Consider the following 25,648-nt stretch of genomic DNA (forward strand, 5'->3'; position numbering starts at 1 on the left):
TGCGTGCACGTCAGTCGCTGGCTGGCAGCGGCTTGACCTCTTTGAGCGCCAACTTGGTGTCGCCGATGCTCAGGCTTCCGGCGCCCGGCTTGGTCACCAGCACCTCGGCGCCGTTGTCGTCGACGTAGCGCTTGCCCAGCACCGAGCCGTCGGCGAAGGCCGGGTCGAGCTGGCCGGACCGCTCGGCACCGATCGGCACCATCGGTACGCCTCCGCAGCGCAGGTCGTCGAGGCTGTCGCCGCTTCTGACGACGATGACCTGGGTGTCACACACCTGACTGGCGAGACGGGTTCCGTTCTTGATCATGGTGCCGCTCCTGCTAGTTCTTCGATGATCTGCCGGCGAAGTACCTTGCCGGTTGCGGTGGTTGGCAGCTCGTCGCGAAACACCACCCGGTCGGGGGTGCGTGACCCGCGCAAACTGTTACGCACATAATCGCGCAATTCCTGCGGGTCCGGGTCGGCGCGGGCGGACGGCACCACGACGGCGACGATGGCCTGGCCCCAGTGCGGATCGTCCACCCCGACCACCGCAACGTCGCGCACCTGCGGGTGCTCGATGAGCACCTCTTCGAGTTCGGCCGGCGAAATGTTCTCACCCCCACGGATGATGGTGTCGTCACTACGCCCGCCGATGAACAGGTAGCCGTCTTCGTCCAGCATGGCGATGTCCTTCGTCGGAAACCAGCCGTTGTCGTCGAGCACCGAACCGATCCCGGTGTAACGCCCGGAAACCTGCTCGCCCCGGACAAACAGCTCACCGGTCTGGCCGGGTCCCAGCACGGTGCCGTCCTCGCCGCGGATCTGCACCTCGATGCCCGGCACGGGCCGTCCGACCGATCCCAATCGCCGGGCGACCGCGGCGTCCGAAGCCGACAGCGCCATGCGATGGTCATCAGGAGTGAGCACGGCGATCGTCGAGCTGGTCTCGGTCAGGCCGTAGGCGTTGACTAAGCCGACATCCGGTAGCAATTCCAGGGCGCGGCGGACCAGCCGCAGACCCACTTTCGAGCCGCCGTAGGCCAGGTTGCGCAGCGTGGGCAGCTTGTGTTCGCCGGTCTCCAGCACCGCGACGATGCGGTCCAGCATGGTCGGCACCACAGTGGCGGTGGTGACCCGCTCGGCATTGGCCAGCCGCACCCAGTCCTGGGCGTCAAAATCGGTCAGATACACCATTTTTCGTCCGGCGTACAGGTTCGACAGCGCCGCCCCGACCCCGGCGATGTGGTAGGGAGGCACACAGATCAGCGCGGCGTCGCCGGGGTCGGCCGAGTCGAATTCGACTGTGCCGGTGACGTAGCTGGTGAGGTTGTTGTGGGTGAGCTCGACGGCTTTGGGCTGCGATGTGGTTCCCGAGGTGAAGAGCACGATCGCCACCGAGTCCGGGTCGGTGTATTCCGGAATATCTGCAGCCGGCTCGACACTGCGGGCCAGCGCCAGAAATTCGTCCGAACTCATCGACCGCGTATCGCCGAGCATGCCCCGGTAGCGGTCGTCGGCGATCACCAGGGGTTCGGGCAGTCGGCGGATCAGCGTCTGGATGGCATCGGCGGATAGCCGGTAGTTGATCGGGGTGAACGGCAGCCCGGCGCGCGCCGCGGCGAAGATCAGCAGCGGCAGCATCGCCCCGCCGGTGCCGACGTACACCACATGGCGGGCATTCGACGCCGCGAGTACCCTGGCGCCGCCGTCGGCGAGATCGCTGAGCTGCTGAGTCGTCAGCCGCAGCTCTTCCGAGACGACGGCGGTGCGGTCGGGGTTGCTCGACGCAGCCATCTCGAGAAGCAGCGAAACGCTCATCGGCGACCCTTCTCCGATCCCCCTGACTTTACAAATCTAGCTTTCAGTGTAACCCATGAGGGTCTGCGCTGAAGGGCCTCGGCGGCGACGGCGGAAACCAGGACTCGGGCTTGTGAAAGGGCTATTTAGGTGCCGGTCCAGCGCGGCGGGCGTTTCTCGGCGAACGCGACCGCGCCTTCTCTGGCGTCGTTGGACATGAAGACCGGGCCCAAGATCTTCATCTGCTCGGCGAATCGATTGTCCAAGCTCCAGCCGCGCGATTCGGTGATGATCCGCTTGGTGGCGGCCACCGCGAGCGGCCCGTTGGCGGTGATCTTTCCGGCCAGCGCGATAGCCGCCTCGAGCGCCTGGCCCGGCTCGGCCAAGACGTTGACCAGACCTAGCTCGTGGGCGCGTTCGGCGGGCAGGTTGTCACCGGTGAGCGCCAGCTCCATGGCGATCGCATACGGAATGCGCTCCGGCAGCCGCAGCAGCCCCCCGCCGCCGGCCACCAGACCACGTTTGACCTCCGGAATGCCGAACGCCGAATCCCGGGCGGCCACAATAAGATCGGTGGCCAGTGCCAGCTCGGTGCCGCCGGCCAACGCGTAGCCCTCCACCGCAGCGATGAGCGGCTTGGCGGGCGGACGTTCGGTGAAGCCCAAGCCGCGGCCTGCGACGACGACGTTCTCGCCGCGGGCGAACGCCTTGAGATCCATTCCCGCGCAGAATGAACCGTCCGCACCGGTGAGAATGCCCACCGAGAGACCGGCCTCGGAGTCGAGGCGATCCATCGCGTCGGCCAGACCCCGACTGACCGCGGCGTTGACAGCGTTCTTCGCCTTGGGCCGGTTGATCGTGATGATCAGGATCCGATCGCGTTGTTCGACAAGGACTTCGGGCTCGGTGGTGCCGGGTTCTTCGCTCACAGTGGTTCGCAGCTCCTTCTGATGTGGATCACGCTGTGCCCGATCACGCCTGGGCCAGCGCCAACTCGACGACCGTCAACTCTTCGGAAAGACCAGCAGCTCTTCGTATTTCAATGAAATCGGCGATCATGGCCTCGGTCACCTCGTGCGGGTCCTTGAGGGTGGCGCCGTCGGTCAGCACCGAGATGTTGAGCTGGTCGACATAGCTCCACACGGTGATGTTCAGGCCGCTGCCCGCGGTCAACGGACCCACCGAGTAGATCTCGGTCACCAGCGCGCCGCCTACCCTGCCGCGTTCCCGCGGGCCGGGAACGTTCGAGATATTCAGGTTGAGGATCTTGTTCTGCCCGTCGCGGCCGGACATCCACCGGAACATCGCCTCGGCACCGGCCGGTGGAAAGTAGGCCGCCCAGCGGCTGACCAGCTCCGGCCCCAGCAGCTGGTGACTTTCCTTGGCGGACAGCGCATTATCGTGGCAGCCCTGTACCCTTTCCAGCGGGTCGTCGCAGTCGGTCGGCAGCGCCACCAACATGCCGCTGAAGTGATTTCCCGAGATCCGCTCCGGTGAGAAGTCGTAGCTCACCGGGACCGAAGCCAGCAAGGGTTCGGCCGTGCCGTCGTAGCGCAGCAGCAGCCTGCGCAGCGCTCCGGTGGACATCGCCAGCACCATGTCGTTGATCGTCGCCCCCAGCTTCTTACCCGTCGCCTTCACATCGACCAGCGCCAGGGTGGCGGTGGCGAACCTGCGCTCCGGGGTGAGCTTGTGGTTCATAAAGGTCGGCGGCGGGGTGAACGGCCGGGTCAGTTCGGGAGAGAGCTTGCGCGCGCTGCGCCGCACCCGGGCCAGACCCTGCGCGGTATACCGCATGGTCGCGGGGATCCGCCCCAGGTGGCGCAGGTGGTCGACGAACGCCGAACTCATCAACTCCGGCTTGCTGGGGGCCGGGTCCGACAGATACGGGTTACCTTCCGGTCCCGGCAGCAGATCCATGCCGCGCGCCATCAGGTTGGCCGAGGCGACCCCGTCGGCCAGCGCGTGGTGGATCTTGGCGACCACCGCCACCCGGTGATTGGCAAGGCCCTCAACGAAATACATCTCCCACAGCGGGTAGCTGCGGTCCAGCGGGGTGCTGGCGATCTGGCCGATCGCCTCGTCCAATTCGCGCCGGCCGCCCGGCGCGGGCAACTTCCAAGGCCGGATGTGGTAGTTGAGATCGACCTCGCAGTGCTCACGCCACATCGGATGGTGGAACTTGAGCGGAACGTCGACCAGCTGATAGCCCAACGGCTCCAGCTTGCCCATGCGCCCGCCGATGACTTCGCGAAAGGCGTCGATACCGAACGGGCGACTGTCCGGGTCGAGCTCGATCACCGCGACCTTGATGGTGTGCATGTGCACATTCGGTGTTTCGCTGTAGAGCAGTACCGCGTCCCAGCCGCTGAGCCGTTTCACCGCAGCCCCCTGGTCATAGCGCGACTTTACAACCGGCGCAATCGGCCGGTGGCCTAGATGACCTCTTTTGCGAACTGATTCCGGGTGCGGTGAACGTGGTTGAGGAACAGCGAGATCGCGTGCGTGGTCGGGCCGGTGCGCGCGCCGTCGAGCAGGTCGAAGCCGTGGCCGGCCCCGGGCAACTCCACGTAGGCCACCAGCGACCGCGACGCCGCGCGTAGCCGCTCGACGAAGCTGCGCGCCTGCGCCACCGGGATGACCCCGTCGCGGCTGCCGTGAATGACCAGGAACGGTGGCGCATTGGTGTGCACCCGGGCTATCGGCGATGCGTCCCGGAATACGTGCGGGTGGCGGGTGATTCTGCGCTTGACCACGACCCGCTCCAAGAAGTCGACGAACCGCACCCGCTCCGGGGTGGAGCGGTCCTGCCAGTCGTAGCGACCGTAGATCCCGACCGCGGCGTCGACCGAGGTGTCGGAGCCGTCCGGCAACTCGTCCTGGTAGCCGGGGTCGTTGGCGGTGAGCCCGGCCAACGCGGACAGGTGCCCGCCGGCCGAGCAGCCCGCTATCGCGATGAAGTCGCGGTCGCCGCCGAATTTGTCGACGTTGGCCCGCGCCCAGGCAATGGCGGCCTTGACGTCTTGGATGTGGCGCGGCCAGCGGTGGTGCGGTGCGACGCGGTAGTCGATGGACAGGCACACCCAGCCCTGTTCCGCCATGCGCGACAACAGCGCATACCCCTGGATGGTGCGGCTGCCGTGTATCCAGGCGCCGCCCGGGACGAACAGCAGCACCGGCGCGGGATGGGTGGGCAGTTCCTTGCGGCGCCACACGTCGAGCAACTGCGCCGGGCTGTCGCCGTAATGGACGCCACGGCGGTGCAGGTAGCGTCGGTGCCGCAGGACTTCGCAGACCGGCGGAGTGCGCTGCGGCGCCGGCCATTCGAGGTCCAGGTCGGCGGCCGCCACGATGCCGCGCAGCGCCGCGGCCGAAACCTCGTTCGTGCTGGCGCGGTCGCGACGGCGGAGGCCGCTGGTTCCCGGGGTGAGCCAGTCCCTGGCCCTGGTGGACACGAATTCCGGTGCATGACGGGCACCCCAGACGCTCATCGCGGTGACACTGCCCAGCGGCTCGAGGTGCTTGCCGACCACCGGAAGCGAAGCCCCGGCGACGCTCAATGCCAGCAGATAGTCGCCCGGGCGGGCCCGCAGCAACCATTTGACCTGGGACATCATTGTCGGGATTGTCGGGCCGCTCGCCGTCATGGGGGGAGCGTACCCCGCCAGGTTCGCGCTAACCACGATCACGTCGCGGTGGTTTTGCGCCGTGCTGTGGGCTGCTTATGCGCCACGGCACGGCGGACGGCGTAGACGACGGCACTGACACCGAACATCCCCGCGGTCAGCAACAGCCACCTGCCGAGAAACGGCTGCTGTGTCTGTCCGGTCGCCGCCAGGTAGGTCGGTGCACCCTGTTCGATGATGCCGGGCAGGAAGATCAGCAGGGTCAGCCCGGCTCCCAGCGCCGGGATGCGAATGTGGTTGCGCGCGCTGATTTCTGGCTGCGAGCGGCCGGGCCGACGCCCAGGCGCCGGCAGGACGCGGTCGGCCAGCGCGCATAGCGGGAAGAGCAGCAGGTCGTGCCCGATCACCGCGGCGGCGAACCAGACGGCGATCGACTGCCACCAGGTGTCGGGGTTCCACAGCGTGGCGGGCTTGAAGGTGGCCAGGAGGTAGCCGAGCAGCGCGAAGCCGGACAGCATGGTCAGCAGGTGCAACGGATGCGCGCCGTAGTGGCGAACGAACCATGTTGCCGCTCTTAGCATCTCAGCTCGGCTCGAATTCGATGGTTGCGACCCATTTGGTGTTGTGCACACCCGGCAGCGCGGGAACGATGATGCGGGCCGGATAGCCGTGGTCGAGTGGCAACTCCGCGCCGTTGACCCGCAGCGCCAGCAGCGCATCGGGATCGCTGATCTGGTTGGCCTGCAGGTGCGCCACACCGAATGCGCCGCGGCGCTGCAGCGACACCACTCGCGCCGAGCGTGGTGCCGCTACCCCGGCCATTCGGGCCAGGTCGGCCAGCCGAACCCCGGTCCAGGTCTGCACGGTCGACCAGCCTTCCACGCAGGCGATCGGCAGCCTGGCGGTGCGCTGCGGCAGTCTGGCCAGGGCGGCACGATCCAGCACCACCTCCGTCGGCCCGCCGCGCAGCACCAGCCGCCAGCTTTCGCCGACGCTGTCGGGCGAGATCCCGGCGGCTGCGGCGGTCTTGTTGACCGGGAAATCTCGACCCCGCCCGCGCGGCAAGAGCAGTGCCACGCCGCGCGCGGGCCCGCCGAGGGTCTGCCCGACGGTCAGCACCGCGATCAGCAGCACCCCGGAACCGACCAGGGCCAGGGCGCCGCGCCTGCTCACCGTCGGCTCGGCCGGGTCGGCGGCCACCAGCCCGTCGGGATCCGGCGGTTCGGGCCGGGTGTCGGTTACGTTGGTGCGCAGCACTTCTCGCATCGACAACGACCGAAACCCGGTGATCATGCGCGGAATCTTGAGCGCGATGTGCATCAGGAAGCCGGCGATGAAAACCCAGGCCCCGAAATAGTGCCCGGTGTAGAAGCTGAACCCGAAGATGTAGTCGTACTGGATGTTGAGCACCCCGGTGACGATCTCGAACAGCACCGCGCCGACCAGCATCAACAACGACACCCGTTCCAGCAATTGGGCGATCGACCGCGCGGGCGGCCACACGAACAGTTTCGGGATCACCGACCACAGCTTGGCCAACACCACCGGGATGATCAGCAGACCCAGCCCGACATGGACACCCTGGGTCAGCCGGTACAGCCACGACGGACGGGTGGGCCAGGCGAACCCGGGCAGCCGCAGCCAGCCGACGTCGCCGGGGATCGCCTGACCAAACTGCGGTGCATAGGCGATATAGGACAGCAGCCCGGTGATGACCACGATCGGCAACGTCACCAACAGCACCAGTCCGAACACCGAGGTCAGCCACGGTCCGCGCAACGGGCTCCGAAAACGGTTCAACCGGTGCGCACCTGGTGGTGGATGACGCTCCAGGGCGCGCCACAGGCCGGCGGGAAAGCCGACGGCACCGCCTACCCGGCCGCCAAGGTGGCGATCACCCGCCCGCCGATCAGCCGCACGCCGGTCAGGGTGAGACCCACCCGCGCGGCCAGTGCGGCGGCGCTGTCCACGCCAACCGATGCCCATCGAAACCACGGCCCGACCTCCCGCGCTGACTCTAGGCGAACCCAGCGTGCGACGATACCGATGGCCTGCGCGTCAAACTCTGCCACGCAGCACCCGTCGTGGCACAACAATTCGGCGGCCCGGCCCAGGATCCGCAGCGGGTCCCCGCCGAGGCCGACATTTCCGTCAACCAGCAGGACCGTCTGCCAGCAGCCCATGCCGGGCAGCGGCTCGAACACATCGCCCACGATGGCCGGAGCGCCGCCCTGACCGGCCAGCCGGATCGCCGTCGCGGATCGGTCGATGCCAAGCGCGGGTATGCCCCGCTGCACCAGCCTTGCCACCAGGCGCGCGGGTCCGCAGCCCAATTCGATGGTGGGCCCACTGCACAACTGCGCCACCGCCTCGTCGAAGGCCTCGTCGCAGAACTCGTCGCCGGGGGTGATCCGCCCGGCCGGATGACCGGTCAACCACCGGTGGGTCGGCAGCAGACGCAGCTCGCCGTCGTCGTGACGGATCCAGCACGGTTCGCCGTCGAGCGCACGGTCGTACAGCTGCCCCAGCATTCCACGCCTCCCGCACCGGGCCCAATCGGGCCGAGCCGCAACGACCGCATCACGCGCCGGCAGGAACAGCATGCGCCAGCACCTCCATCGGTACCCGGTTCCGCGGTCGGCTACACCAGAGAATGCCAAGAGCGACGGATTGCCATGTCCGAACGGTCGGGAAGAACTCAGCGTTTGGCAGAAATTCCGCCGCCACGTCCCGCCCCGGCGACCGGGCACATACTGGGTTGGTGCGCGCCAACGTTGATGACGTCCACCCGGATCTGCGCCGAACCGCCCGCTTCGCACCACGGCGACTGGTCGGCCCCCGGACGTTGCCGGTAATCCGGGCGCTGATCACCCTGACCAGCCGCGGGACGCCCAGCGATGTCGAGGTGATCACCCTGGACTCGGGTGCCGGCGTACGCCTCTACCGAGGCGTCGGCGTCACTGAGCCGACACCGGCACTGCTGTGGATCCACGGTGGCGGATATGTGCTGGGCAAGGCCGCGCAGGATGACCGGCTATGCCGCCAGTTCACCCGGACGCTGGGCATCACGGTCGCCTCGGTGGAATACCGGCTGGCACCTGAGCACCCCTACCCAGCGCCGCTGGAAGACTGCTACTCGGCGCTATGCTGGCTGGCCACGCTGCCCGCGGTGGACCCGGACCGGATCGCTATCGGCGGCGCCAGCGCGGGCGGCGGTCTTGCCGCGGCGCTGGCTCTGCTGGCGCGCGACCGCGGCGAAATCGCGCCGGCATTTCAGCTGTTGAGCTACCCGATGCTCGATGACCGCAGTTCCGGCAGGTCCGCGGGCCGCACCGACCGCCGCTATCGGTTGTGGGATGCCCGCGCCAATCGGTTCAGCTGGGCGGCGTATCTCGGTGACGCGGACCCCCGGGTGGCCGTCCCGGGCAGACGTGAGGACCTGCGCGGCCTGGCGCCGGCGTGGATCGGCGTCGGCACCCACGACCTGTTTCACGACGAGGATCTCGACTATGCCCGACGTTTGGAAGACGCCGGGGTGCCCTGCCAGGTCGACCTGGTGTCGGGCGCGTTCCACGGCTTCGACCTGGTAGCACCGAAAGCCCCGGTGTCACAGCGATTCTTCACCACGCAGTGCGATGTGCTACGGGCGGCGGTGACGGCGGCGGGTTGATCCGCGAACGTCACGCCACGCTCACGGGCAATCCGGGCTGCTGGTGTAGGCGATCTCGCCGCCGATGATGGTTGCGGTCACCAGGGCGGCGTCCAGTGCAGTCAACACCATCGAGGGCGGCTGCGAAAGCATGCACAGGTCGCCAGGTTGCCCCGCCGCAACCGTGCGTGCCCGCCCGGGCTCATCCGGATGGCCCAGAAACATCGTCAAGGCCGTTCGCGCCGGGACGCATTCATCGGGGTTGAGCACCGCCCCGCCTGATGTCGCGCGATGCACCGCAGCGCGGATGGCTCCCCACGGGTCACCGTGACCGAACGGCGCATCGGTCGACAGTGCCACCGGCACTTGCGCTTTCAGCAGCGAGGCGACTCGCCAGAGCTGATGATGTTCGACGGCCGGGATCTCGGCAAGGTACTGATCACCGCGCTCGGCAACGAAATTCGGCTGCGTCACCACGGTCACCCCGAGATCGCGCAGGTCGGCTACATTGTCGTCGGGCACCACGGCGGCGTGCTCGATCCGATCGAGCGGATGGCTGCCGGCGGCGCGCAGCGCCGCGATGGTCACCACCAGCTGAGCCGCGGTCACGCAGTGCACGGCCACCGGGCGGCCGGCCTGGTGGCGCTCGGCGATCCAGGCCGTCAGGGCGTCCAGATCCAGCCGGTCGTCGTGCAGGATCTTCTTGCCCGGCGCTAAAAATCGCAGCCGGGGCCGGAATTGGCCGCGGTGATGCGCCGCCAGCAGCGAGTCCATGTCGTCGGCACCGAGATCCGGGGTGGCGTCGGTGACTCCGGTGACGCCCATCGAGGTGAGCCGGTCGCTCAGCCGCGCAAGGTCAGGTTCGCGGCGTGGCAACCCGTCCGACCAGCCGGAATCGGCGCTGGGCAGCCGACCATCGGGGTGGCCGGCCAGGCCGACGCGGGCCAGTGCCGCGGAGTTGAGGATCCACAGGGCCCCACTGCGATGCTGGATGCGCAGCGGAATATCGGGCACCAGCGCATCGAGCGCGTCGCGGTCCAACCGGCCGGCGACGGACTCGTGATAGCCGATCGCGCGGATCCACCCGTCGGAGCTCGGCCTGGCCCGCGAAAGAGACTGGGCCAGAGTATCTTTGGCGTAAACGGCGGGTGGCCCGACGAGCAGCGAATCCAGAGCCGCGGCCGTCGAGCGCAGGTGCACATGGTGGTCGTGCAGGCCGGGCAGCACCGTCCCGCCGGCTGCGTCGAGCACCCGTTCGCCCGGCGCCGCGACCAGGCCGTCGCCGACCTCGTCGATCAAGGCGCCGACCCGGATGTCGGCTCTGGTTCCGTCCAGTAAGGTGGTCCGCCGAATCAGCATGGCAGCGCGCGTCTTTCACCGACGAGACGGCGCACGGCGTCGTTGTCGGCGCCGAGTTCGGCGGCAGCCCTGCACGGCGGTGGCGGCGACGGAGGCGAAGCCGGGTACGCCGATGCCGATGCCGTCAGTGGTAGCGCCGCATAGCTGGCGGCGACGGATGCCAGCGATACGTCGATGAGGTCGCCGCCGCCGCGCCCCAGCGATTCGGTGATCGCCTGGCTTGCCTCGATCCCGGCCAGCGGGTCGGCGATGGCGTCACCGCAGAACACCGGCCCGTCCGTGGCGGATCCGACCAGGCCACCGGCCACCGCGGCGTCGTCACCGAAGGCCGGGCGTCCGAGCTGGTCGCCATAGCCGGTGACGCGCAACCAGATTCGCCCGGGCCGCGGGGCAATGTGGTCGGGCCCGAGCCGGCGTCGCGCCAACGCGGCGGGCCGCGAACCCTCGATCACGATGTCCGCGATGGTCAGCAGCTGCCGCAGCTCGTCGGCCTGTACGTCGAAATCGAGGCAGTACGACAGCTTTTCACCGTTGATCCAGTCGAAGAAGGAGCGGTCGCCGGCTCGGGTGCCGTCGGGGCGGCGCGGGCTTTCGATTTTCACGACGGTCGCGCCCGCTCGGGCCAGCAGGCGCCCGCAGAGCGGACCGGCCCACATCGACGACAGGTCGGCGACGAGCAGGCCGGCCGGGCCGCGCACCGCTGCGCGCGGCCCGACGCGACGAATCCGCGGCGGTGCCACCGTTGCCTCGCCGAGTGCCGCGGCGGGGATGTCGAGGAGCTGGGTTCGCTCGAGGATCGTGGACACGCACGACGTCGCGGCCCACCGCTGAATGGCGGGCCAGGGATCTTCGGGCAGCCGATCGACCTGCAGCAGCGCGGGAACGGCGGCGACGTCGTCGGGGCGCGACAAAGTGATCGCGAGCCAGCCGTCGGCGGCGGCGAGCAACCGGGTGGCTCCGCCGGCCGACACCCGGCCCCGGCGGGTCAGGCCCAGCAACCCGGCCCGCCCGGTCAGCAGCGTGGCCGCATCGGCGGTGACCGTCTCGGCGCGGCTCAGCACGTTGGCGCGGGAGAAGTCGGGCGGCCCGCCGGGCAGACCGGTCAAGTAGGCCAGCCCGCTACTCCCCCACGTGGCCTGGGTGCAGCTCACCCAGCCGAGCGTAATGCTCGCGCGGCGGCTCAGAACTGCAGCGCGGTGAAGCGCCAGTCCAGCACCTGCCGGTTGGGCTCGGCTGCGTCGCTGACGGCGTAGACCAGCGACCGCAGCCCCAGCACGCCGCCGTTCCCGGCGGGCTGGGCGGACTCGACGTGCAGCTCGCTGTAGAGGGTGTCGCCCTCGCGGACCGGCCCGGTGTGGTCGCAGTGTTCCCAGCCCAGCACCGTCACCAGGTTCGGCAGCAATCGGCAGGCCTGCGCGAACGCCAGCCCGATGGTGTGTCCGCCGTAGACCAGACGTTGTCCGCCGACACGCGAATCATGGTGTGTCGCTGCGATATTCATGGTGAGCCGGGCCAGCTCGGGGGCGCTGCTGACCAGGTCGGCGGTGCTGTGCAGGACCGAACCCGCAATGCCGGCGTCGAAGTGCGGACCGGGCACCCGCCGACGGAACACCTCGGCGTCCCAGCCGCTGGTGGGGTCGGCGGCGGGTCCGGTCACGCCGGCGCCGATGGTGGACAAGTCATCGTCGGGGGTGCCGTCAGGCCGCCAATTCGGGCCGGCCGGCAGCATGGCGCACCGGTAGAAGTCGAGTACCAACCGATCGGCCTGGTCGACGGTCGTCATCCGCAGCGCCGCCAGTCCGGTTGGGGCGCGGCCCGGTTTGGCCGTGTTGGCGCGTAACCCGACCACTTCGGTGCGGGTGTAGACGGTGTCGCCGATCACCGGGAATCGGTGAAACGTCAGCCCGCGGTAGAACAGGTTGGCTTTGACCCGCTGAGTCACCAGGGTCGACTGCCCGATCGCCACGTTGCAGACCAGGCCCGGGTGCGCCAGCGGGCCTGCCTCGCCGGTCACCGCCGCGCACAGCTCCGCATCCAGGGCCAGCCGCAGCCGGTCGCCCACGATCGCCTGATGGGCCGCGGCCAGCCCCGACGACAGCGTCATCGCCGACGCCCAGTCGAATGTCTGGCCTATCGAGAGGTCGTCGAAGAAGGGCCCGCCCTGGCGGGTGTCCGCGTATGTCACAACGCCACATGCTGGCAGCCGGTCGAAGCGAGGGTCAATATGACACGGGTGAGCAATGAGCGCAACCACGACCTCAACAACGAAGAAGCGATGCTGGTCGACACCGTGCGGGCCTTCATCGACCGCGAGGTGAAACCGAGCGTCCGCGAGATGGAGCACGCCAACGCCTACCCCGAGGCGTGGATCGAGCAGATGAAGCGGATCGGCATCTTCGGACTGGCTGTTCCGGAAGAGTACGGCGGGTCGCCGGTGTCGATGCCGTGCTATGTGCAGGTCACCCAGGAGCTGGCCCGGGGCTGGATGAGCCTGGCCGGGGCGATGGGCGGGCACACCGTGGTGGCCAAGCTGCTGACGCTGTTCGGCACCGAAGACCAGAAGACGGCGTATCTGCCGGCGATGGCCACCGGCGAGCTGCGGGCCACCATGGCGCTCACCGAGCCCGGCGGCGGCTCCGACCTGCAGAACATCTCGACCACCGCGCTGCCAGATGCCGCCCAGGGCTCCGGCGGGTTGCGGATCAACGGCGCCAAGACCTGGATCACTAACGCCCGCCGCTCCGGGCTGATCGCGTTGCTGTGCAAGACCGATCCCAATGCCCTACCGCGCCATAAGGGAATCTCGATCGTGCTGGTCGAGCCCGGACCGGGCCTGACGGTGTCCCGGGACCTGCCCAAGTTGGGCTACAAGGGCGTCGAGTCTTGCGAGCTGTCCTTCGACGACTACCGGGCGCCGGTGTCGGCAGTTCTGGGAAACCGTATGGGGGAAGGCTTTTCGCAGATGATGAAGGGCCTCGAAACGGGCCGCATCCAGGTGGCGGCCCGTGCCCTGGGGGTGGCGACCGCGGCACTGGAAGACGCGCTCGCCTATGCCCAGCAGCGGGAGAGTTTCGGTCGGCCGATTTGGCAGCATCAGGCAGTCGGCAACTATCTGGCCGACATGGCAACCAAACTCACCGCCGCGCGCCAACTGACCCGCTACGCCGCCGAGCGCTACGACAGCGGCCAGCGCTGCGACATGGAGGCCGGAATGGCGAAGCTGTTCGCCTCCGAGGTGGCGATGGAGATCGCCCTGAACGCGGTGCGCATTCACGGCGGCTACGGCTACTCAACCGAATACGACGTCGAACGGTATTTCCGCGATGCGCCCCTGATGATCGTCGGCGAAGGCACCAACGAGATCCAACGCAACGTGATCGCCGGACAACTGGTGGCCCGGGGCGGTATCTAGCCGGTACCCGGCCGGTTCATGCTGTATATTTGCCTGACTTCGCCCAGGGAACCCAAGGGTAGGCACCACAGGAGGGCAGCCATGAGTTATCCGCCAGGGCCGTATGGAGGTTCCCCGGAGTGGCAGGGCCAGCAGCCGGGTTGGCAGGGGCAGCAACCGCAACCGGGTTGGCCGGCCCCGCAACCCGGCTACGCACAAGAGCCGGACAACTACCTCGTCTGGGCGATTCTGGCCACGGTTTTGTGCTGCCTCCCGTTCGGGATCGTGTCGATCGTGTACTCCACCAAGGTCTCCGGGCTGTGGGCACAGGGACGCTACGCCGAGGCGCAGGCCGCGTCCGCCAACGCCAAGAAGTGGGCCATCATCAGTGCCATCGTTGGAGCGGTCATCGGTGTCATCGTCGGGGTGATTTACGTGATCCTGATTGCGGTGGCCGTGTCGGTCGATCACAATTTGCCCTCCACTGTCACCACCTATTCCGGTTACTGACCGAGGCGTTCCAACGTTGCGCGCCAGCAGGTCTGGGCCTAGCCGGCGGCGGCCGAGATGGCATCCACCAGGCCCCAGGCCAGTGCGGTCTCGGCGTCGATAGTTCGCCCGGAGAGCACCAGATATGCCGTGCGCCAGCGTCCGATCCGTCGGGTGATGCTGACGGTGCCACCGGCGCCGGGGATCAGTCCCAGGCTCAGCTCCGGCAGCCCGAACACCGAATCGGGCCGGGCCACCACCCATCCGCAGAACGCCGCCATCTCCAGCCCGCTGCCCAGCACCCGGCCGTGCACCTCGGCGCGGCACGCCCGGCCAAGCCTGGCGGTGAGTTCGTGAAGCACCAGCGCCGGACTATGCCGGGTGCGGGCGAAGTGCGCGCTTACCGGATCGACAAAGGTGCCGAACTCGGCAAGGTCTCCACCACTGCAAAACGATGGGCCGTTGCCGCTCAACACTATTCCGGTGACCGACGGGTCCAGCTGCGCGACGGTCAGCGCCTCCAGCAGCGCGCCGCGCACATCGGTGGAAAACGCGTTGTGTCGCTGCGGCCGGTTGAACCGGATCCGCAAGGTGTCCTGGTCGCGTTCCACGAGCACCGCGTCGGCCGTGCCGGGAACGGCGGCCGGGCCGCGGTCGTCGAGCCAGCGCGCGAACTCCGGTCCGGCCTGCAAGGTCGAATAGGCCAGTGATTCGGTGACCACGCCGGTCAGCGTCGCACCGGCGGGATCCACGGCCCGTAGCACGTCGTCGCACATGGCGCTGGCCTGCGGCCAGCGTTGGCAGCGCCGCGTCAGCTCGGCCAGTGCCTCGGGCATCGACGCCACGGTGACCACCCGGGGATCGCCACATGGCTCGTCAGCCAGCGTGAAAGTCGCCGTGTCCAGCCAGAATTCATCCATAAGCGGGCCGTGAGCGACGATCACGCCCGGCGGCGAGGCCACCGCAGTATCCCGCGTGTCCGCGGGATTCGACAGGTCAACTACACGCAGCATCGGTCAGGTCGAATACTTCTCGATCAGCCCGTCCTTGTAGAGCTTGCCGGTGTCGGTGCGCGGCAACTGCGCCTCGAAACCGATGGACTTGGGACATTTGAAGTGCGACAAGCGATCTCGTAACCAGTTGAGCAGTTCTGCGGCGAATTCCTCGGTGGCGGCCGCCGGGTCGACGGTCTGCACGGCCGCCATCACCCGCTGCCCCATCTCGTCGTCGGGAACACCGAAAACCGCCGCGTCAAGTACATCCGGGTGGGTGACCAACGCGTTTTCGGTTTCCTGCGGGTAGATGTTGACGCCGCCGGAAATGATCATGTGGTGACGCCGGTCCGTCAGGTACAGATACCCCTCGTCGTCGAGATAGCCGATGTCGCCCACCGTCACCCAACCGTGCTTGTCGCGCGACGCAGCGGTTTTCGACGGATCGTTGAGGTATTCGAAGGAGTATCCACCCTCGAAATAGATCTCACCCGGCTGGCCCGGCGGGAGTTCGTTGCCGTCGGGGTCCAGGATATGAACCGCGCCCTGCATCGGCTTGCCGACCGAACCGGGGTGCGCCAGCCAATCCTCGGCGGTGATCAGCGTGGACCCGATGGCTTCGGAGGATGCATAGTACTCGTCGACGATCGGTCCCCACCAGTCCATCATCTGTTTCTTGATCTCGACCGGACACGGCGCCGCGGCGTGCATCACCCGTTTCAGGCTGGACATATCGTACGAATTACGCACTGTGTCAGGGATTTTCAGCATCCTGGTGAACATCGCCGGTACGAACTGGCCGTGCGTCACCCGGTAGCGCTGGATGGCGTCGAGCGCCGACTCGGGATCGAACTTCTCCATCACCACGGTGGTGATACCGCCGGCCTGCGCGCTCATCGACCACACCGACGGGGCGGTGTGGTAGAGCGGCGCGGGGCTCAGGTACACCGAATCGCGGTCCATCCAATACTCGATCAACGCCGACATCATCCCGGGCACCTGATCCGGTGGGACATGCGGTAATTCGCGTTTTATCCCCTTGGGCCGGCCAGTGGTTCCCGACGAGTACTGCAGCAGGTCGCCTTCCAGTTCGTCCTCGATCGGTGTGCTTGGTTGGCCGGCAACGCATTCCGGGTATCGCTCCCAGCCCGCCAGATCGCCGTCGGCGATCATCAGCAGATCCGGCAGGCCTGCGGGAAGATGGCCGGCCAGGCCCGCGCAGGTGTCGCAAAGCGCCGCGGACCCGACAATCGCCTTGGCGCTGCTGTTGTCGATGATGTAGGCCGCCTCGGCCGAGCTCAGGTGGGTGTTGATCGGCACGTAGTACAAGCCGCTGCGCCGTGCCGCCCACATGACCGCGTGGATGTGCTCGTTGTTCTCCATCAGAATTGCGACGACGTCGCCTTCCCGCAGCCCCGCCTGACGGAATCGGTGCGCCAGCCGATTGGCCCGCGCTTCGAGCTCTGCGAACGTGACGACCGTCCCGGACGGGTGCAGGATGACAGCGGGTTTGTTGGCGCTTTTCTCATCGCCCGAGTGCTGGCGGATCTGCATGAGCCGACTGTACGTCGCCTCCCGGTTACTGGAGCAAGAGGGCGCGATCCGCGGTGCCGGCCGCCTGAGTCGGGCTGCCAGCGCTCCTCGATGTCAACCAACCGGCTCCAACGATCCGGCCCCAGCCCCCGAGCCATATGGATGACCTTGCCGCGCTAGGCATTTCAGCGTGGACGCGACCGGCAAACCGTCGATCGTCAGATGCCCGGCCCCAGCGCGGCGCCGATGAGGGCTAGGTCAGTGGCGGCCAAACTTATCGGCAGGGCTGCATCTTCGGCCGCTAACCGGGCAACGGTTGAGGCGTCATAACTTACAGCCGCCGCGACGTGGTTAGCGGCCTTCATGGGGTCACCCGCTGCCAAATCTGCTTGCGCTGCCCACAACTCGTTCCCGGTGACAGTTGCCGCCTTCCCCAGCTCGGCCACGTTGTCGTCGACCACGTGACCTATCAAGGCCTGGTCAGCCCGGAGGATCTCGCCGGGGAGCGCGGTGATCTGGGCAGCCTTCACCGCCAAGTAGTGTTCAAGGCTGCTCGGCGCAGCGGGCGACGTTGGCACTGCCGGCGCGTCAGGTGGCAGCCCGGCGAGCATACGGAGGTCAGTACTGACCAGTTGCGCGGGTAGCGCAGCGTCTTCGGCGACCAAGCGGGCCGCGGTCTGGACGTCGTAGTTGACGGCCCTGGCGACCTCGCCCACGGCCGGGACCAACTGGCCCGCGCTGACGTCGGCGGCGGCCGCCACGAGGGCGGTCTGGGTCACGGCTGCCGCACTGGAGAGCTGGCTGACGTTGTCGGCCCACACGGCAGCCACCTGGGCCTCGTCAGTGGCCACTATCTCGCCTAGCACCCCGATAGCGTCGCGGGTCGCAGCAGCGGGGTTGCTCAGCGGGCTCACCAGGCCGGCGAGATTTCCCAGCGCCTGCTGCCACGGCACCATTTGCGCGGCCGCGGCGGAAGCTCCGCCGTGATAGCCCACCAGCGCGGTGACATTGCGGGCCCACAGCTCGTCGTACGCGCCCTCGATGGCGGCGATCAAGGGGCCGTTGAGGCCCAACAGGTTTGACCGGACCGCCGATACGAACTGCATGCGGTTGGCTGTGACCTCCATGGGATGCGCCACCGCCGCCTTTGCCGCCTCGAAAACGCCGGCCACCGTTTTGGCCTGCGTGGCAGCAGTCACCGCATGGGATGCCGCCCTGCGCAGCCACCCCGCATACCTGGTGGCCACGGCCGTCATCGCGGTCGATGCCGGACCCTGCCAGGGGCCCCCCGCCAGTCCGCTGGTCACCGACCCGAAGCATTCCGCAGCCGAACCCAGCTCGTCGCCCAACCCAGCCCACGACGCCGCGGCACCCAACATCGGTCCGGAGCCTGCGCCGGAATACATTTGCGCCGAAGTGATCTCCGGGCATAGCATCGCAAAATTCATCACAACCGTCCTTTCTTCGGCAGGCTCTGCCTCGTCTATTCAGTGCCGCGGCAACTGTCCGCGTGACGCGGCACCGCACCGGCAAACTCGAACATCGCGACTCCTGTTCGGTTGCGACGCATCTTATGACGGACCGGTTTGGAAATTCCGCGTTTTTCACCGATCTGCCACGGCAACGTGGTGCGGGGTCCGGTTTCGCCAACCTCGAGTTCGTGGGACCGACCGCCGTTATGCGCGGCGCACTCAGAGTTGCTCGCGCAACAGCGCTCGCGAATCCGGCCAGCGACGCCCAGGCCCATCTGGTGCGCTGTCAAAGCCAGCGTCTTGGTCGCGGCCGGATGCGCCAGTGCTCAACGAACCACTAGGGAGCGCAGCTTCTTACCCAATACCATTGCAGCTGAAGTATTTTCACTGATAACAGTGACCTTTGTACCCGCTCGTCGCCGCAGTTCGCGCTGCAGCCTGTCGTGCAAGCAACTCCCGCGCGATCGTCGTCAACTGAACTTCGGAGCTCATCGATTGCTCGACCCGCCAACCGGCCGGGTCCACTAGCGCCTCGGTGATGCGCGAATATCATCTCCCGACTCGCTCGCCGTCGACAAGGCGTCGACGGAAATGTCGCCCGCCGCGGGCGCTCAATTCGTCGGTCATCGTCAGCGCCAGCAGACACGGCGAGTCAAAGCCGCAGCACCTGCGCCACCAGGACAATGGACCGGTGCGGCGTGCTGGCATCGGCCACGATGACGACCGCGTCGGGGCAGCCGGTGTCAGACATCTCGCCGGCCAGCACGGCAGCCACCACCTGCTCGTCCGGGCTGATCGGGTCGAGGCTGTACGTGCCGGGCAGATCCTCAACGGCGATCTCGACGTCACCTGACTTGGCGATGCCGACGCTGCGCCCGACTGTGACACCCGGATAGTTGCCGGTCTTGGCGCGTAGTCCGGTCAGCTGGTTGAACAGGGTCACCCGGGCAGAAGGGTTAGGCGGCCCCTACTCGGCCAGCCGTTCCTTGAGCGCGTCGAACTCGTCCTTGACGCCGGTGGGCAGCTTGTCACCGACGAACTCCAGCCACTCCTCGATAAGCGGCAGTTCTGCGCGCCACTCCTCGGGGTCGACCTTCAGCGCCTCGGCCACATCGACCGTATCGACGTCCAACCCGTCCAGATCCAAGTCCTCGACGGCGGGGACCGTGCCGATCGGGGTGGCCCGGCCGCCGGCCCGGTGCTCGATGCGGTCGACGATCCACTTCAATACCCGGCTGTTCTCGCCGAAACCGGGCCACAAGAAGTGCCCGTCGTGGCCGCGGCGGAACCAGTTGACGAAGAACACCTTCGGCAGCTTGGACTCGTCGGCGTTCTTGCCCAGGTTGATCCAGTGCTGGAAGTAGTCCCCGACGTGGTAGCCGAGGAACGGCAGCATGGCCATCGGGTCGCGACGCACGTTGCCGACCTTGCCCTCGGCGGCGGCGGTCTGCTCGCTGCCCAGGGTCGCGCCGATGAACACCCCGTGCTGCCAGTCGCGCGCCTCGGTGACCAGCGGAATGGTGGTCTTGCGGCGACCGCCGAACAAGATGCCCGAAATCGGCACGCCCTGCGGATCGTCCCACTCCGGAGCCAGGATGGGGCACTGCGACATTGGGGTGCAGTATCGGGAGTTCGGGTGTGCCGCTTTGGTTTCCGTTTCGCGGATATACCAGTCGTTGCCCTTCCAGTCGATCAGGTGGTCGGGCTCGCCCTCCAAACCTTCCCACCACACCTCGCCGTCATCGGTCAGCGCGACGTTGGTGAACACCGTGTTGCCCGCGGCAATGGTGCGCATGGCGTTGGGGTTGGACTTCCAGTTGGTGCCCGGCGCCACCCCGAAGAACCCGAACTCCGGGTTCACCGCGTACAGGCGGCCGTCCTTGCCGAACCGCATCCAGGCGATGTCGTCGCCGAGCGTTTCGGCGCGCCAGCCCGGGATTGTCGGCTGCAGCATCGCCAGGTTGGTCTTGCCGCAGGCCGACGGGAAGGCCGCCGCGAAGTAGTAGGCCTTGTTCTCCGGGGAGATCAGCTTGAGGATCAGCATGTGCTCGGCCAGCCAGCCCTCGTCCCGGGCCATGGCCGAGGCGATCCGCAGTGAGTAGCACTTCTTGCCCAGCAGCGCGTTGCCGCCGTAGCCCGAGCCGTAGCTCCAGATCTCGCGGGTTTCCGGGAAGTGGGTGATGTACTTGGTGTCGTTGCAGGGCCACGGCACGTCCTTCTGCCCTGCTTCTAACGGCGCGCCCACCGAGTGCAGCGCCTTGACGAAAAACCCGTCGTCGCCGATCTTGTCCAGGGCGGCCTTGCCCATGCGGGTCATGGTGCGCATCGAGACGACGACGTATTCGGAGTCGGTGATCTCCACGCCGAGCTTGGGGTCCTCGGCACCGAGCGGGCCCATGCAGAACGGCACTACGTACATGGTGCGGCCACGCATGCAGCCGCGATACAGCGACGTCATGATCGTCCGCATCTCGAAGGGGTCCATCCAGTTGTTGGTGGGGCCGGCGTCGACCTCGCGCTCGGAGCAGATGAAGGTGCGTGACTCCACCCGCGCCACATCCGAAGGGTCGGACAGCGCCAGGAAGGAGTTCGGGTACTTCTCCGGGTTGAGCCGGGTGAACGTGCCGGCCTCGACCAACTGGTCGGCGAGTCGCTGGAATTCTTCGGCCGAGCCGTCGGCGAAGACAACCCGGTCAGGCTGAGTGAGCTCAGCGACCTCCTCCACCCAAGACAGCAGCCCCTGATGATTCGTCGGCGCGCTGTCCAAACCGGGAATGGTCGCTGAGGTCATCGAACTCTCCTGAGATTCTGCTGCGTATCTGCGGCTAGTTGTCGGCTGGTATCGGCTTCGAGGATCCATACCGGGGTCTGCTTATGCGTTCGCTAGCAGAACTGTTGACCCGGTGTGCTTATTGATACAGGTTATCGTGCATCACTTGTCGCGGAAGGCCAGGGCGGGTATAAGCCTCCTCACAAGACCGATTCAGAAGGATCAAAATCCTTCACATTTGCCGCTGTTGCTGCTGTTGCTGCCGTTGCGCCGGGGGTGCCGTTGCTGCAGGCTCGGCGGATCGGGCGCCGACTGTGGGCATACCCGGTTCGCCCAGTTCTTTACGCACCGCGTCGAGCGCTACTTGGATGGCGGGCAGCTCCCGGTCCCGCACTGCGGCGGCTCGCGCCGCGGCGATGGTGTGTTCGCGCAGTTCGGCGTCGATCACGCTGACCTGGTGGGCCACCCGGGCGTGCTCGGCCTCGTCGCGTGCGCTCAGCGCGGTGTTCAGCAGCGACTCGGCGGCCAGCACCCGGCCGGCGACCAGTTCGTCCAGCACGGACCGCAGCGCCGACATCACGTCACCCGTCCAGCGATCCAGCACCGCGCGGTCACTCAGCAGGGCGCGGGTGTGCACCACCCACAGCGTCAGCGCCAACCCGAGCGCCACACATGCGATGATCCCGGCCCCCGTCAACCAGGGGTTGAGCCAGGGGTTGAGCCGAAGCGCCAGTCCGGCCAGCAACCGGCTCAGCGTCAGTGCCACACCCACTCCGAAACCGGCACCCAACACCACCGTGAGCCGGGTCTCCAACCGCCGGGACTTCAACGGCGGAGCCGGAATGGCGACCGTCGGGAGCGTTTCGCCGGCCGGAAGCCCGATGGGCATGCTCAGCGCCTGCGCCACGTCGGCGAGCCTCCGGTGCACGGCCTCGCCCACCTCGGCGAGCACTGCGGCGACCCGGCCGCGGGCGTGCTGTTCGAACTCGGGAATCTTGCGCCGGGGCAGCGCCGCGATGTCCTCCTGCAGCTCGACGCGCATCGACGAACAGTGGTTGCGGGCAAAGTAGGACAAGTGGACCCGGGCCTGTTGGACCTGACCGCGCAGCGCAATGACGTGCTCTGTTCTCGATTGACGCCGCTGCCGCAGGGCCGCACTGCGTTCCTCACGCAAGGCATCCACCCGCGCCTTGCGGCCGGCGCCTTCGGCGTCGCGCCGGAACCGCTGCGCGACCGTCTGCAGCCGCGATTCCCAGGCACGCAACCTGTTGCGCCGGGCGATGTCCGGATCGGCGAGCTGACTGAGCAGCGCGGCGACCAGGTCGTCCATCCGGGGTTGCCCCAGCTGCGGCGCGGCGGCCGCACCCACCCAGGGCACTTCGGCGTAGCGAGGCGCATGCGCCGCCAGCGTGGCGCGGTCCGCGGCCAGCACCTCGCGCCAGCCGCGGTGCACGTCGACCTTGGACGCCACCCCGATCACCGCGTCGGTGTGCTCGGCGGCGGCATCCAGCAGCGCGCAGTCGGATTCGGTCAGCGGGGCCGCCGCGGAGACTACGAACACCACCGCGGTCGGCGCGTCGCCGGGCGCCAGCTGCGGCGCTTCGACGAAATCGTGTTGCGGCGCCCGTTGCCGCAGGGCCGCTACCACACTGCTGACGCCGGCCAGCCAAGGCCCGGTCACCAGGACCACGTCGCGGCGACAGATCACCGGCGGACCCACCTTGGGTCCGATCGCCGCCACCAGCGCGTCAACCCGGGTGGCCGGGTCGTCGCGGGCCGCGCCGATCACCCGCATTCCCCTGACTCGGCTAACCCGCCAGCCCGCGACCAGAGCCGAAGCGATCCTCTGACGATGTCGGTGCAGCAGGCGACGGGCACGTCGCCGGCCCGACCACCGTTGGCCCGGCCGTGACGCTGCCATCGCACCGCCCGGCGCAACAGCGCGGCCCTATCGTCGGACGCGATGTCCTCCGGTTCGCGGTGCAGCGCGGACACCGCGTCCAGGGCGGCGCTCATCCGGGCGAGCACCATGTCGTCGCCGGATAAACACCGCGCTATCCGCTCGTCCGTCACGGCCATCGCCTCGAGTTCGGTGACACCATCGAGTATGCGGCGGTAGCGCGTCGGGTCGCCGAGGGCAAGCACCCCGGCGACGACTACGTCGACACCGCTGGCCCGGCGAAGCAGGGCCCGCACCCGCGCCGGCGGTGCGCCGCGGCGCACCGCTGCGACGCCAAGTGCGATGCCGAACAGGTCGAGGGACTCCAGCAGCCGCAGCCGCATCGGCATCGACACCGTGAGCTCCGCCGCCAGAAAGCCGTCGAAGGATCCGCCGAGGCAGGTCAGGCCGTCGGGGTGGGCGGCCAGCGCGCGCAGCGCAAGCCAGCAGGTTTCATCGAGATCGTCGAACGCCGCGGCGGCGAGCAGACCGATCATCGGTACCACGGGCAGGCCGACCAGCGCGGAAAAATGCGCGCACCGGGTCTGCGCCGCGGCCATCGGCCCGGCCCCGCCGAACCCACTCAGATCTGCCTTGTTCAGCACCACCACCAGCGGCTGCCGGGCGTCTCGGGCGGCGGCTATGGCCCGGCGGTCCTCGGGTTTGAGCGCCTCGGCGCCGACGTACAGTTGCACATCGGCGACGGTGGTCGGGGATGCCACCGCCAGTCCCGCGCCGTCCAGAGCACGCGCCACCGTTCGGCAACCGACCCCCGGGCGGCCGCGGACCGCCACCCGCAGCGGTTCCGCGATGCGCGCCGCGATCGGTTGCACCCGCTGGCCACCGGTCCGGTCAGCGAGGCGTGTCAGTTCGTCGAGGAAAAGCTGGTACCCCTGCCCCGTCATAGCCCCCTGCTCGCTCGCATCACACCGACACCGAATGGTGGCAGCTGCGCCCCCACCCCGCCAAGCCACCCCGGCAGTGCTATCCGCTACCAGCCAAAGGCAACTGTTGGGTATCAATCTGGCCCAGGAGCGGCTACACCTGCGTTTCATGAGCCACCATGGACAAATGCATGCGCAAGCCGAAGTTGGGTTACGTCCCGACTCGCCGGCCCTGCCCGGCCCGGAGTCCGGCGAGCAATACCGGGGCAGCGCGTGGGGCCGGCTACCGGCCACCGGCCTTCGCTCGCGCCATTCGGCGCTGTCGAGCACCCAGCGCCAGACTTGGGACCGGCTGTGGCCCGAACTGGGCATCGACGCGCTCGCCGGTTCGCCTCGCCGGGGACCTGTGGACACCCGGGCGTGGTTCGGCCGCGACGCGCCCCTGGTGCTGGAGATCGGCTGCGGAAGCGGAACCTCGACACTGGCAATGGCGCAGGCCGAGCCCCAACTCGACGTGATCGCGGTGGAAATCTACCGCCGGGGCCTGGCGCAGCTGCTGTGCGCGATCGACAGTACAAACGTGACCAATATCCGGTTGATCCGCGGCAACGGGATCGACGTGTTGAAAGACCTGGTCACCTCGAATTCGCTGTCCGGGGTCCGGGTGTTCTTTCCCGATCCCTGGCCCAAGGCGCGACACCACAAGCGGCGGCTGCTGCAGCCGGCCACGTTCGCCCTGGTCGCCGACCGGCTAATCGCCGGAGGTGTGCTGCACGCCGCGACCGACCACCCCGGCTACGCCGAACACATCGCCGCCGCCGGCGACGCCGAACCGCGATTGGCCCGCGCTGATCCACGCACCGAGACCCTGCCGATCTCGATCGTTCGTCCCACGACCAAATACGAAACCAAAGCCCACGATGCCGGCAGCGCCGTCAGCGAGCTGGTCTGGAGAAAACCGAAATCAGATGACTAAATGAGCCTGACTGAAGACGTCACCACACAAGCGTCCGAACCCGTCGCCGGGACGGCGGTATCACCACTGCCGTCAGTGCTGGCCGGCGATTTGTCCAAGGTCGGCCTGACCGGCCTGGCCCCGCCGACGGGTCGGGTCCTGTTGGTTTGGGACGCTCCCAACCTCGACATGGGGTTGGGCTCGATCCTCGGGCGCCGCCCCACCGCACTGGAACGACCTCGTTTCGACGCGCTGGGCCGCTGGCTGCTGGCCCGCACCGCGGCGGTCGCCGCCAGGGCGGCGGGCGGCCCGGCCATCCGAGCCGAACCGGAGGCCACCGTCTTCACCAATATCGCGCCCGGCAGCGCCGACGTGGTCCGCCCGTGGGTGGACGCACTGCGCAACGTCGGGTTCGCCGTCTTCGCCAAACCGAAGATCGACGAGGACAGCGACATCGACCGCGACATGCTCGAGCACATCGACAAGCGCTACCGGGAAGGGCTGGCAGGACTGGTCGTGGCCTCGGCGGACGGTCAGGCTTTCCGGCAGCCGCTGGAGGAGATCGCCCGCGGCGGAATCCCAGTTCAAGTGCTTGGATTTCGTGAACACGCCAGTTGGGCGCTAGCGTCGGATACCTTGGAGTTCGTCGACCTGGAGGACATTGCCGGTGTTTTCCGGGAGCCGCTCCCCCGAATCGGCCTCGATTCGCTACCTGAGCAGGGAGCTTGGCTGCAGCCGTTCCGGCCGCTGACCTCGCTGTTGACCTCGCGGATGTGACAGGCCTCACGTCTGAGACAACGGAGCGTCTGA

22 protein-coding genes and 1 pseudogene are annotated in these 25,648 nt (G+C 67.9%); 5 read left to right on the forward strand and 18 right to left on the reverse strand.

Annotation, left to right across the window (positions count from 1 at the left end; genetic code table 11):
• Positions 1-10: 10 nt before the first annotated feature.
• The 8 genes from AWC07_RS20320 to AWC07_RS20355 all read right to left on the reverse strand — a co-directional run bounded on the left by AWC07_RS20320 (position 11) and on the right by AWC07_RS20355 (position 7,936).
• Positions 11-307, reverse strand: a complete 297-nt coding sequence (locus AWC07_RS20320) for a hypothetical protein (RefSeq protein WP_036417937.1) — start codon at positions 305-307, stop codon at positions 11-13.
• On the reverse strand, positions 304-1,800 hold the full coding sequence (locus AWC07_RS20325) for a class I adenylate-forming enzyme family protein (protein WP_036417938.1): 1,497 nt from the start codon (positions 1,798-1,800) through the stop codon (positions 304-306). Before AWC07_RS20325 ends, AWC07_RS20320 begins: the two co-directional genes overlap by 4 nt.
• A 125-nt stretch (positions 1,801-1,925) precedes the next feature.
• A complete protein-coding gene (locus tag AWC07_RS20330) occupies positions 1,926-2,708 on the reverse strand; it encodes a crotonase/enoyl-CoA hydratase family protein (protein WP_036417939.1) in 783 nt (260 codons plus the stop codon).
• Positions 2,709-2,751: 43 nt separating this feature from the next.
• Positions 2,752-4,161: a WS/DGAT/MGAT family O-acyltransferase gene (locus tag AWC07_RS20335; RefSeq protein WP_036417940.1), complete on the reverse strand. Its 1,410-nt coding sequence runs from the start codon at positions 4,159-4,161 to the stop codon at positions 2,752-2,754.
• 53 nt (positions 4,162-4,214) lie between these two features.
• Positions 4,215-5,426, reverse strand: coding sequence for an alpha/beta hydrolase (locus AWC07_RS20340; RefSeq protein ID WP_051508205.1), 1,212 nt, complete (start codon positions 5,424-5,426; stop codon positions 4,215-4,217).
• Between the two features lie 38 nt (positions 5,427-5,464).
• The gene (locus AWC07_RS20345) at positions 5,465-5,986 is read right to left on the reverse strand and encodes a hypothetical protein (RefSeq protein WP_036417943.1); all 522 of its coding nucleotides are present in this window, start codon (positions 5,984-5,986) and stop codon (positions 5,465-5,467) included.
• Between the two features lies 1 nt (position 5,987).
• On the reverse strand, positions 5,988-7,250 hold the full coding sequence (locus AWC07_RS20350; RefSeq protein WP_051508207.1) for a molybdopterin-dependent oxidoreductase: 1,263 nt from the start codon (positions 7,248-7,250) through the stop codon (positions 5,988-5,990).
• A gap of 26 nt (positions 7,251-7,276) precedes the next feature.
• The gene (locus AWC07_RS20355; RefSeq protein ID WP_036417947.1) at positions 7,277-7,936 is read right to left on the reverse strand and encodes a class I SAM-dependent methyltransferase; all 660 of its coding nucleotides are present in this window, start codon (positions 7,934-7,936) and stop codon (positions 7,277-7,279) included.
• A gap of 230 nt (positions 7,937-8,166) precedes the next feature.
• Here AWC07_RS20355 and AWC07_RS20360 point away from each other — a divergent pair, with 230 nt between their 5' ends.
• Complete coding sequence (locus AWC07_RS20360) at positions 8,167-9,075, forward strand: alpha/beta hydrolase (protein ID WP_036417957.1); 909 nt, start codon at positions 8,167-8,169, stop codon at positions 9,073-9,075.
• Between the two features lie 21 nt (positions 9,076-9,096).
• On the opposite strand, the gene AWC07_RS20365 is transcribed toward AWC07_RS20360, so the two are convergent.
• Genes AWC07_RS20365 through AWC07_RS20375 form a run of 3 tightly spaced genes read right to left on the reverse strand, consistent with a single transcriptional unit; the run spans position 9,097 to position 12,598 of the window.
• Positions 9,097-10,413, reverse strand: a complete 1,317-nt coding sequence (locus tag AWC07_RS20365) for an amidohydrolase family protein (RefSeq protein ID WP_036417949.1) — start codon at positions 10,411-10,413, stop codon at positions 9,097-9,099.
• Positions 10,407-11,564 (reverse strand): CoA transferase, encoded by a 1,158-nt coding sequence (locus tag AWC07_RS20370; protein ID WP_036417951.1) that lies wholly within the window; start codon positions 11,562-11,564, stop codon positions 10,407-10,409. The genes AWC07_RS20365 and AWC07_RS20370 overlap by 7 nt, the downstream gene beginning before the upstream one ends.
• Positions 11,565-11,593: 29 nt before the next feature.
• Positions 11,594-12,598: a MaoC family dehydratase gene (locus tag AWC07_RS20375; protein ID WP_085105207.1), complete on the reverse strand. Its 1,005-nt coding sequence runs from the start codon at positions 12,596-12,598 to the stop codon at positions 11,594-11,596.
• A gap of 90 nt (positions 12,599-12,688) precedes the next feature.
• Here AWC07_RS20375 and AWC07_RS20380 point away from each other — a divergent pair, with 90 nt between their 5' ends.
• Together AWC07_RS20380 and AWC07_RS20385 are read left to right on the forward strand one after the other, a co-directional pair.
• The gene (locus tag AWC07_RS20380; RefSeq protein ID WP_425271265.1) at positions 12,689-13,825 is read left to right on the forward strand and encodes an acyl-CoA dehydrogenase family protein; all 1,137 of its coding nucleotides are present in this window, start codon (positions 12,689-12,691) and stop codon (positions 13,823-13,825) included.
• Positions 13,826-13,906: 81 nt separating this feature from the next.
• Complete coding sequence (locus tag AWC07_RS20385; protein WP_036414163.1) at positions 13,907-14,314, forward strand: CD225/dispanin family protein; 408 nt, start codon at positions 13,907-13,909, stop codon at positions 14,312-14,314.
• A 38-nt stretch (positions 14,315-14,352) separates the two neighbouring features.
• Here AWC07_RS20385 and AWC07_RS20390 read toward each other — a convergent pair whose 3' ends face one another.
• The 7 genes and pseudogenes from AWC07_RS20390 to AWC07_RS20425 form a co-directional block, all read right to left on the reverse strand.
• Positions 14,353-15,306, reverse strand: a complete 954-nt coding sequence (locus AWC07_RS20390) for an enoyl-CoA hydratase/isomerase family protein (protein WP_036414168.1) — start codon at positions 15,304-15,306, stop codon at positions 14,353-14,355.
• A gap of 3 nt (positions 15,307-15,309) precedes the next feature.
• Positions 15,310-16,839: a fatty-acid--CoA ligase FadD4 gene (fadD4, locus tag AWC07_RS20395; RefSeq protein WP_036414171.1), complete on the reverse strand. Its 1,530-nt coding sequence runs from the start codon at positions 16,837-16,839 to the stop codon at positions 15,310-15,312.
• Positions 16,840-17,732: 893 nt separating this feature from the next.
• Positions 17,733-18,266, reverse strand: a pseudogene (locus AWC07_RS28950) (PPE family protein); the annotation flags it as partial.
• A 676-nt stretch (positions 18,267-18,942) separates the two neighbouring features.
• Positions 18,943-19,233: a FeoB small GTPase domain-containing protein gene (locus AWC07_RS20410; RefSeq protein ID WP_036411869.1), complete on the reverse strand. Its 291-nt coding sequence runs from the start codon at positions 19,231-19,233 to the stop codon at positions 18,943-18,945.
• Between the two features lie 24 nt (positions 19,234-19,257).
• On the reverse strand, positions 19,258-21,081 hold the full coding sequence (locus tag AWC07_RS20415; protein ID WP_036411871.1) for a phosphoenolpyruvate carboxykinase (GTP): 1,824 nt from the start codon (positions 21,079-21,081) through the stop codon (positions 19,258-19,260).
• Positions 21,082-21,292: 211 nt separating this feature from the next.
• A complete protein-coding gene (locus AWC07_RS20420; protein WP_244187650.1) occupies positions 21,293-22,849 on the reverse strand; it encodes a hypothetical protein in 1,557 nt (518 codons plus the stop codon).
• Positions 22,846-23,904 (reverse strand): hypothetical protein, encoded by a 1,059-nt coding sequence (locus tag AWC07_RS20425; protein ID WP_036411872.1) that lies wholly within the window; start codon positions 23,902-23,904, stop codon positions 22,846-22,848. Before AWC07_RS20425 ends, AWC07_RS20420 begins: the two co-directional genes overlap by 4 nt.
• 148 nt (positions 23,905-24,052) lie before the next feature.
• On the opposite strand from AWC07_RS20425, the gene trmB reads away from it, so the two are divergent.
• Together trmB and AWC07_RS20435 are read left to right on the forward strand one after the other, a co-directional pair.
• Positions 24,053-24,859, forward strand: a complete 807-nt coding sequence (gene trmB, locus AWC07_RS20430; RefSeq protein ID WP_051507905.1) for a tRNA (guanosine(46)-N7)-methyltransferase TrmB — start codon at positions 24,053-24,055, stop codon at positions 24,857-24,859.
• Positions 24,860-25,615 (forward strand): NYN domain-containing protein, encoded by a 756-nt coding sequence (locus AWC07_RS20435; protein ID WP_036411874.1) that lies wholly within the window; start codon positions 24,860-24,862, stop codon positions 25,613-25,615. It abuts the gene before it with no gap.
• Positions 25,616-25,648 lie beyond the last annotated feature (33 nt).

Source organism: Mycobacterium gastri (assembly GCF_002102175.1).
Taxonomy (GTDB): domain Bacteria; phylum Actinomycetota; class Actinomycetes; order Mycobacteriales; family Mycobacteriaceae; genus Mycobacterium; species Mycobacterium gastri.